The organism is Micromonospora sp. ATLC20, assembly GCF_057196585.1.
Window position 1 is genome coordinate 1 of the sequence record NZ_JBXUOV010000224.1, and the last position, 8,103, is coordinate 8,103.

General features: G+C 72.0%; 3 protein-coding genes and 1 pseudogene. 2 read left to right on the forward strand and 2 right to left on the reverse strand.

Annotated elements, in window-relative coordinates; translation table 11 throughout:
* Positions 1-193 (forward strand): annotated as a pseudogene (locus tag AC2CHG_RS28140) (arginase family protein); the annotation flags it as partial.
* A 10-nt stretch (positions 194-203) separates the two neighbouring features.
* Here the strand turns inward: AC2CHG_RS28140 and AC2CHG_RS28145 are convergent.
* The gene (locus AC2CHG_RS28145; protein WP_355508917.1) at positions 204-2,171 is read right to left on the reverse strand and encodes a penicillin-binding transpeptidase domain-containing protein; all 1,968 of its coding nucleotides are present in this window, start codon (positions 2,169-2,171) and stop codon (positions 204-206) included.
* Positions 2,172-2,459: 288 nt separating this feature from the next.
* On the opposite strand from AC2CHG_RS28145, the gene AC2CHG_RS28150 reads away from it, so the two are divergent.
* A complete protein-coding gene (locus AC2CHG_RS28150; protein ID WP_484525933.1) occupies positions 2,460-7,523 on the forward strand; it encodes an NAD-glutamate dehydrogenase in 5,064 nt (1,687 codons plus the stop codon).
* Positions 7,524-7,586: 63 nt separating this feature from the next.
* Here the strand turns inward: AC2CHG_RS28150 and AC2CHG_RS28155 are convergent.
* On the reverse strand, positions 7,587-8,103 hold a 517-nt coding region (locus AC2CHG_RS28155), incomplete at its 5' end, for a class F sortase (RefSeq protein WP_484525934.1).

Consider the following 8,103-nt stretch of genomic DNA (forward strand, 5'->3'; position numbering starts at 1 on the left):
CAGCCGGCCGGAGCCCGAGCCGCTGCCCGCCCCGGCGGCCGTACCGGCGCCGGCGGTCGCGGTGGAGCCGATCGGCCCCGACCCGACCGCAGCCGACGACCTCGGCGAGGACCCGATGGGGCCCGGGCTGCTGCGCCGCGCGCCCGCCGGAGACGAGCCGGACCCGGCCCGCTCCGGCATCGACATCGCCTGACCGGTACGCCTCAGCTCGCGGCGAGGCCGCGCAGGAACTTCTCGGCGATCGGCGCCGCCACCTTCGAGCCCGCCCCGCCCTGCTCGACGAAGACGGCGAAGGCGACGTCGCCCTGCCAGCCGACGAACCAGGCGTGCGTGTGCGCCGGGTTGTTGTCGTACTCCGCGGTGCCGGTCTTGCCGTGCACCGGCTCGCCCGGCACGTCCGCGAGCGCGCTGCCGCTGCCCGCGGTGACCACCCCGCGCATCATCGACTTCAGCGCCGCCACCGACTCCGGCTTGAGCGCCTCGCCGGCCGGCGCGGGCTTGGCCGGCGCCGGGTCGAGCAGCAGCTTGGGCTGCTCGAACTTGCCCCGGGCCACTGCTGCGGTGGCGCTCGCCATGGCCAGCGGGCTCACCAGCGTGGTGCCCTGACCGATCGCGGCGGCGGCCTGCTCGGTGGCCGAGCCGTTTGCGGAGATCTTGCCGGTGAACGCGTCGGTGCCGAGATCCCACGCGGCCTCCAGGCCGAGCGTACGGCCGGCCTGGGCCAGCCCGTCCGGGCCGAGCTTCGGCGCCAGCGCGGTGAACGCGGTGTTGCACGACTTGGCGAAGTCGGTGGCGAACGGCACCGCGCCCAGCTCGAAGTCGTCCGAGTTCTTGAAGACCCGGCCCTCGACCGTCGACGTCTTCGGGCAAGCCACCGTCGTCTGCGGCGTCACCGCGCCCCGGTCGAGCAGGCCGAGCGCGCTGACCATCTTGAACGTCGAGCCGGGCGGCACCTGGGCGGTGAAGGCGAGGTTGTCGCCCGCCGCGCCCGGGCCATTCGCGGCGGCCAGCACCGCGCCGTCGCTGATCCGCACGGCGACCAGGGCGGAGCGGCGGGTCTGCCCGCGCAACGCGGCGTCGGCGGCGTTCTGGGTGGCCGCGTCGATCGTCGTCTTGACCGGCTGACCGGGCTTCGGGTCGGCGCGGTACAGCTCCGTGCCGGTCGGCTCGACCTTGCCGTCCGGGGTGGTCCGCTCGGTGATCACGGTGACGCCGGGGACGCCGCGCAGCCGCTCGTCGTACCGGCCCTGGAGGCCGCCGTGGCCGACCAGGTCGCCGCGCGCGTACCGCTCGGGGTGGGCCTGGAGGTCGTCGGCGGTGGCCTGGTCGACCGAGCCGAGCAGCGCCCGGGCGAACTCGCGGGTCGGCGCCAGCATGAGCTGCTCGGAGGCGAAACGGGTGCCGGGCAGGTCGTAGATGCGCGGCTTGATCTGCCGGTACGCCTCGTCGCGCAACGTCACCACCTCGACCAGGCCGTCCGGCTTGGCATCCTTGAGCCGCTTGGGCAGGTCGCCCAGGTCGACCGGCGGGGTGAGCGCGGGCCGGATCGCCTTGAACGCGGCGTCCAGCTTCTTGACCATGCCGGGCACGTCGGTGACCTCGCCGGGGACGAGCTGCACCCGGACCACCGGGCGCGGTGCGACGATCGGCTGACCGGCCGCGTCGAGCACACCGGCGCGCTGCGCCGGCTCCCGCCGCAGCGCGATCTTGTCGCCGCTCTCCAGCTTCTCGTGCACCACCGACGGCTCCCAGATCACCTGCCACTGGTCGTCGCCGCCGCGCTTGAGGCGTACCGGATTCTCGTAGGCCCAGGTGCCGCCGCCGGGCAGCGCCCAGCTCACCTTGACCCGGGCGGTGGCGACGTCGCCCTTGGTGGTGATCTCGCCGGTGCGCGCCAGCTCCGGCGGGTTCGCCGCGAGCGCGCCGGCGAGCGCCTGGATCTGCTTGGTCACGTCGCCGGCGGGCACGCGCCCGCCGGCCGGCTGGACGAAGCCGACCGCCTGCAGGTCGCCGGAGCGCCAGCCGCCGAGGAACGCCTCGACGGCCGCCTCCGGGCCGTCGTCCCCGGAGCATCCGGTCAGCGCACCGGCCGTGACCAGGACTGCGGCCAGTGCCGCGAGGGCGCGGTGACGGGTGTGGCGGCGGGGGCGGACGGGGTACGACACAGGCATGAAGCGGTCCCTCCGGTGCTCAACTGCCCTGCACGCTAGTACGACCCGGCGCTCCCCACCGCCCCGCCACGGCCTCCGGCAGCGCGAGAAGCAGCGTGTGGCAGTGTGATGAACATCGCCAGTCGGGGTACTCCGCGAGCGGCCGACCTCGGACCCGCAACGGGTGAAAGGACAGAGTCCCGATCCGGACGTCCGGCCAGTGATCCGCCGCGGGAGGTACCACGCGGTAGGGCCTAGGCTGGGCGGCAGAGTGACCCACAACGCGGTGGGTCGAGGGGAGTGGCACCGATGGACCGGCGTCCGGCGATCAAACCGGGACCCGACCTCCGGCAGGCTGACACCGGCCGGGACGACGACAGCTTCGATTCGGCGACCGACGGGGACGGTTTCAGCCGTCTCGACACAGGAGTGACCGGGATGACCGGTTCCAGCATCGACACCCTCTACGACCTGGGCCTGCCCGCGCAGGCACTGGCCGACGAGTCGGAGGACGCCGAGCTGGACGAGCCCGTTCCCAACGCGGAGCGGCTGGTCGCCCAGGCGGTCGCGCTGGCCGGCGACGACCACGACGCGGCCACACTGGTGGACCGCTTCTGGCGGTTCGCGCCGGACGAGGAGCTGATCGGCTTCACCGCCGAGGAGATGCTGGAGGCGGCCCGGGCCCACCGGGACCTGGCCCAGCAGCGGGTGCCGGGCGAGCTGAAGCTCCGCATCCACGAGCCGGACGCCGAGCAGCACCACACGGTCGTCGAGATCGTCACCGACGACATGCCGTTCCTCGTCGACTCGGTGACCGCCCTGCTGAACTCCCGCCACCTGGACCTGCACCTGCTGGTGCACCCGCTGGTCGTGGTGCGCCGCGAGCCGCTGGGCCGGCTCACCGAGGTGTCGGCGGACGTGGAACCGGACGACGCCATCGCCGGTGACCTGGTCGAGAGCTGGATGCGGATCGAGATCGACCCGGTCCGCGACCCGGCCGAGCGGGAGACGCTGCGGCGCGAGTTGCAGCGGGTGCTCACCGACGTGCGCGAGGCGGTCGAGGACTGGCCGAAGATGCGGCAGCGGGCCCTCGCGCTCGCCGACGAGCTGGCCGCCGCCCGGACGTCGGACAACCGCCCGCCGGTGCCGGAGAAGGACATCACCGACTCGGTGGAGCTGCTGCGCTGGCTGGCGCACGACCACTTCACGTTCCTCGGCTACCGGGAGTACCGCCTGGTCAACACCGACGGCGCGCGCGGCGGGCAGGCCCTGGAGGCGGTGCTCGGCACCGGGCTGGGCATCCTGCGCTCCGACTCGCCGGAGGCCCGGTCGCTGAACTCGATGACGCCCGAGGCGCACGAGAAGGTGCTGGAGAAGCGCCTGCTCATCATCACCAAGGCCAACTCGCGTGCCACTGTGCACCGCTCGGCGTACCTCGACTACATCGGCTTCAAGATCTTCAACGAGGCCGGCGAGGTGGTCGGGGAGCGGCGCTTCCTGGGCCTGTTCTCCACCGCCGCGTACCGGACCAGCGTGCAGGAGCTGCCCGTGGTCCGGCGCAAGGTCGCCGAGGTGCTCGACCGCTCGGGCCTGAGCCTGCGCAGCCACTCCGGCAAGGACCTGCTGCAGATCCTGGAGACCTACCCGCGCGACGAGCTGTTCCAGATCAAGACCGACGACCTCTACCACGCGGTGATCGGCGTACTGCGGATGGCGGGTCGCCGGCAGCTTCGGGTGTTCCTGCGCCGCGACGCGTACGGGCGGTTCATCTCCTGCCTGATCTACCTGCCGCGGGACCGCTTCACCACCCAGAACCGGCTGCGCATGCAGGACATCCTGCTGCGCGAGCTGAACGGCGTCGGCGTCGACTACACCACCCGGGTGACCGAGTCGATGCTGGCCCGGGTGCACTTCATCGTGCGTACCGACCCGAACAACCCGCCCGGTGACATCGACGCCGACCTGCTCGCCGAGGAACTGGCCGACGCGACCCGGCTCTGGGACGACGACTACCGGCTGGTGCTGGAACGCAAGCTCGGCGACGAGCAGGCCAAGCACCTCTTCGCCAGGTACGCCGATGCGTTCCCGGAGGGCTACAAGGACGGGCACACGCCGTACGAGGCGATGAAGGACCTGGCGAAGCTGGAGCTGCTGGAGGAGCCCGGCCAGCTGGAGATGCACCTGTTCCGCAAGCAGGCGCCGCCGCGTCCGTACGCCGCCCGCGCCGCCGACGCCGACGAGGCGATGGACGTGCGGTTCAAGGTCTACCGGTACGGCGAGCCGATGATGCTCTCCGCCGTGCTGCCGGTGCTGCACTCGCTCGGCGTGAAGGTGGTCGACGAGCACCCGTACGAGGTGGAGCGCGTCGACGGCCGGATCTGGCTCTACGACTTCGGTCTGGAGCTGCCCGAACGGCACCAGGACCTGGCCGAGGTGCGTCCGCACGTGGAGAACGCCTTCGCCGCCGCCTGGCGGGGCGAGGCCGAGGTGGACGGCTTCAACGAGCTGGTGCTGCGGGCCGGGCTCACCTGGCGGCAGGTCGTCGTGCTGCGCGCGTACGCGAAGTACCTGCGCCAGGCCGGGACCGTGTTCTCCCAGGAGTACATGGAGCAGACGTTCATCGCGTACCCGCAGATCGCCGAACTGCTGGTGAAGCTGTTCGAGACCCGGTTCGCCCCGGGCGCCACCACGCTCGACGAGCGGCGGCAGCGCAGCGGCGAGCTGGTCGACGCGATCGGCGAGGCGCTGGACGAGGTGGCCAGCCTCGACCAGGACCGCATCCTGCGGGCCTACCTGACGTTGATCCAGGCCACGCTGCGCACCAGCTTCTACCAGAAGCCGGTGGGCGGGCGGCCCAAGGCGTACGTGGCGTTCAAGCTGGACCCGCAGGCCATCCCGGACCTGCCCGCGCCGCGGCCCAAGTTCGAGATCTTCGTCTACTCGCCCCGGTTCGAGGGCGTGCACCTGCGCTACGGGCCGGTGGCCCGCGGCGGCCTGCGCTGGTCCGACCGGCGCGAGGACTTCCGGACCGAGGTGCTCGGCCTGGTCAAGGCGCAGATGGTGAAGAACGCGGTGATCGTGCCGGTCGGCGCCAAGGGCGGCTTCGTGCTCAAGCAGAAGCCGGGCGACCGGGACGAGGCGGTGATCTGCTACAAGGAGTTCATCTCCGCGCTGCTCGACGTCACCGACAACATCGTCAGCGGCGAGATCGTGCCGCCCGACGACGTGGTCCGGCACGACGGCGACGACCCGTACATGGTCGTGGCCGCCGACAAGGGCACGGCGACGTTCTCCGACATCGCCAACGAGATCTCCGAGGCGCACAGCTTCTGGCTGGGTGACGCGTTCGCCTCCGGTGGCTCGGCCGGCTACGACCACAAGAAGATGGGCATCACCGCCCGGGGCGCCTGGGAGTCGGTCAAGCGGCACTTCCGGGAGCTGGGCCACGACACCCAGACGCAGGACTTCACTGTGGTCGGCGTCGGCGACATGTCCGGCGACGTGTTCGGCAACGGGATGCTGCTGTCGAAGCACATCCGGCTGGTGGCCGCGTTCGACCACAGGCACATCTTCCTGGACCCGGATCCGGACTCGGCCCGGTCCTGGGAGGAACGCAAGCGGCTGTTCGACATGCCGCGCTCGTCGTGGGAGGACTACGACCGCGAGCTGATCTCCGAAGGCGGCGGCGTCCACTCGCGTACGGCGAAGTCGGTGCCGATCTCGCCGCAGGTCCGCGCGGTGCTCGGCCTCGACGAGGACGTCACGCAGCTCAGCCCGCAGGAGCTGATGAAGGCGATCCTCACCGCGCCGGTCGACCTGTTCTGGAACGGCGGCATCGGCACCTACGTGAAGGCGTCCAGCCAGACCAACGCCGAGGTGGGGGACAAGTCAAACGACGCCATCCGGGTGGACGGCAAGGGCCTGCGCTGCCGGGTGGTCGGCGAGGGCGGCAACCTGGGCTTCACCCAGCAGGGCCGGATCGAGTACGCCTCGACCGGCGGCCGCATCTACACCGACTTCATCGACAACGCGGCCGGTGTGGACTGCTCCGACCACGAGGTCAACATCAAGATCCTGCTCAACACGGCGGTGGCCGACGGTGAGCTGGACCGGCCGGAGCGCGACGAGCTGCTGGCCCAGATGACCGACGAGGTCGCCGAGCTGGTGCTGCGGGACAACTACGACCAGGCCCGGGCGCTCAACAACGCCCAGGCCCAGGCCGCCTCGCTGCTCCCGGTGCACCGGCGCATGATCAACGAGCTGGAGCGGTCCGGCGCGCTGAACCGGGCACTGGAGGCGCTGCCCTCGGACGAGGAACTGGCGGTCCGCACCGAGAGCGGCCTGACCGCGCCGGAGTTCGCGGTGCTGCTCGCGTACGTCAAGATCGTGCTGGAGCGCGAGATCGTCGGCGAGGGCCTGGCGGACGAGGAGTGGACGACCGACGTCCTGGTCAACTACTTCCCGACGCCGCTGCGGCAGCGCTTCGCCGAGCGGATGGGCCGGCACCGCCTGCGCCGCGACATCGTCACCACGGTCCTGGTCAACGAGGCGATCAACCGGGGCGGCATCTCGTTCGTCTTCCGGGTGGTCGAGGAGACGGCCGCCTCCGCGGCGGACGTGCTCCGGGCGTACGTGGTGGTCCGCGAGGTGTTCGGCCTGCGTGACCTGTGGGACGCGGTCGAGGCGCTCGACAACAAGGTCTCGCCCGAGTTGCAGACCGCCGTCTACCTGGACACCCGGCGGTTGCTCGACCGCGCGGTGCGCTGGCTGGTCACCAACCGGCGCTCGCCGATCGACGTGCCGGCGGAGATCGCCCGGCTGCGCGACGGTGTGGCCCGGCTCCTGCCGGACCTGGAGAACCGGTTCTGGGGCACCGAGCGGGAGGCCATCGCGGCGCACATCGAGTCGCTGGTCGAGCGCGGGCTGCCGCGTGACCTGGCCGAGCAGGCGACCCGCCTGATGTACAGCTTCGGCCTGCTGGACATCGTCGAGACGGCGCAGGGCACCGGGCGGGACGTGAGCGAGGTGGCCTCGGTCTACTTCGTGCTCTCCGACCGGTTCCGGGTCGACTCGCTGCTGTCGAAGATCTCCCTGCTGCCCCGCGAGGACCGGTGGCAGACCCTGGCCCGGATGGCGCTGCGCTACGACCTGTACGCCGCGCTGGCCGCGCTCACCGCGGAGGTGCTCGGGTCCACGCCGGAGGACGTGCCGCCGGTGGAGCGGGTGCAGGAGTGGGAGCAGGCGAACGCCACCTCGATCCACCGGGCGCACCGGGCGATGGGGGAGTTCGACGAGTCCCGCGCCGACCTGTCCGCGCTGTCGGTGCTGCTGCGCCAGATCCGTACCCTGGTCCGGACCTCGGCGGCGGCCTGACGCTGACGCACGAGTGGCCCGGTGGTCGGTTCCCCGACCGCCGGGCCACTGCCGTTCCGGCCCTCAGCTCGTCATCGCCGCGTAGACGACGATGTTGTTCAGGTAGCTCCCGGCCGTCTTGTCGAACACCCCGCCGCAGGTCACCACGCGCAGGGCGGGGACGTCCGACGGACCGTAGACCTGCGCGGCGGGAAAGGCGGTCTTCGGGTACGACGCGACCTCCCGCACCGTGAACGTGGCGGCCGAGCCGTCCTGCCGGGCCACCACGATGGTGTCGCCCGCCACCAGCGCGCCGAGGTTGAAGAACACCGCCGGGCCGAGCTGGGCGGAGTCGACGTGACCCACTATGACCGCGTTGCCGGCCTCGCCCGGGCTGGCGCCGGGGGAGTACCAGCCGGCGTTCATGGCCTGGTCCAGCGGGGGCACCTGGACCGTGCCGTCCGGGTTCGTGCCGAGCGACATGATCGGCGCCTGCACCCCGACGCGGGGGATCGAGATGGTGACCGGCGCCGATCGGGGCAGCGGGGCCGGGGCGGCGCCCGTCGCGTCCGGGGCGCCCGGGACGCCTGCGGCGCCGGGG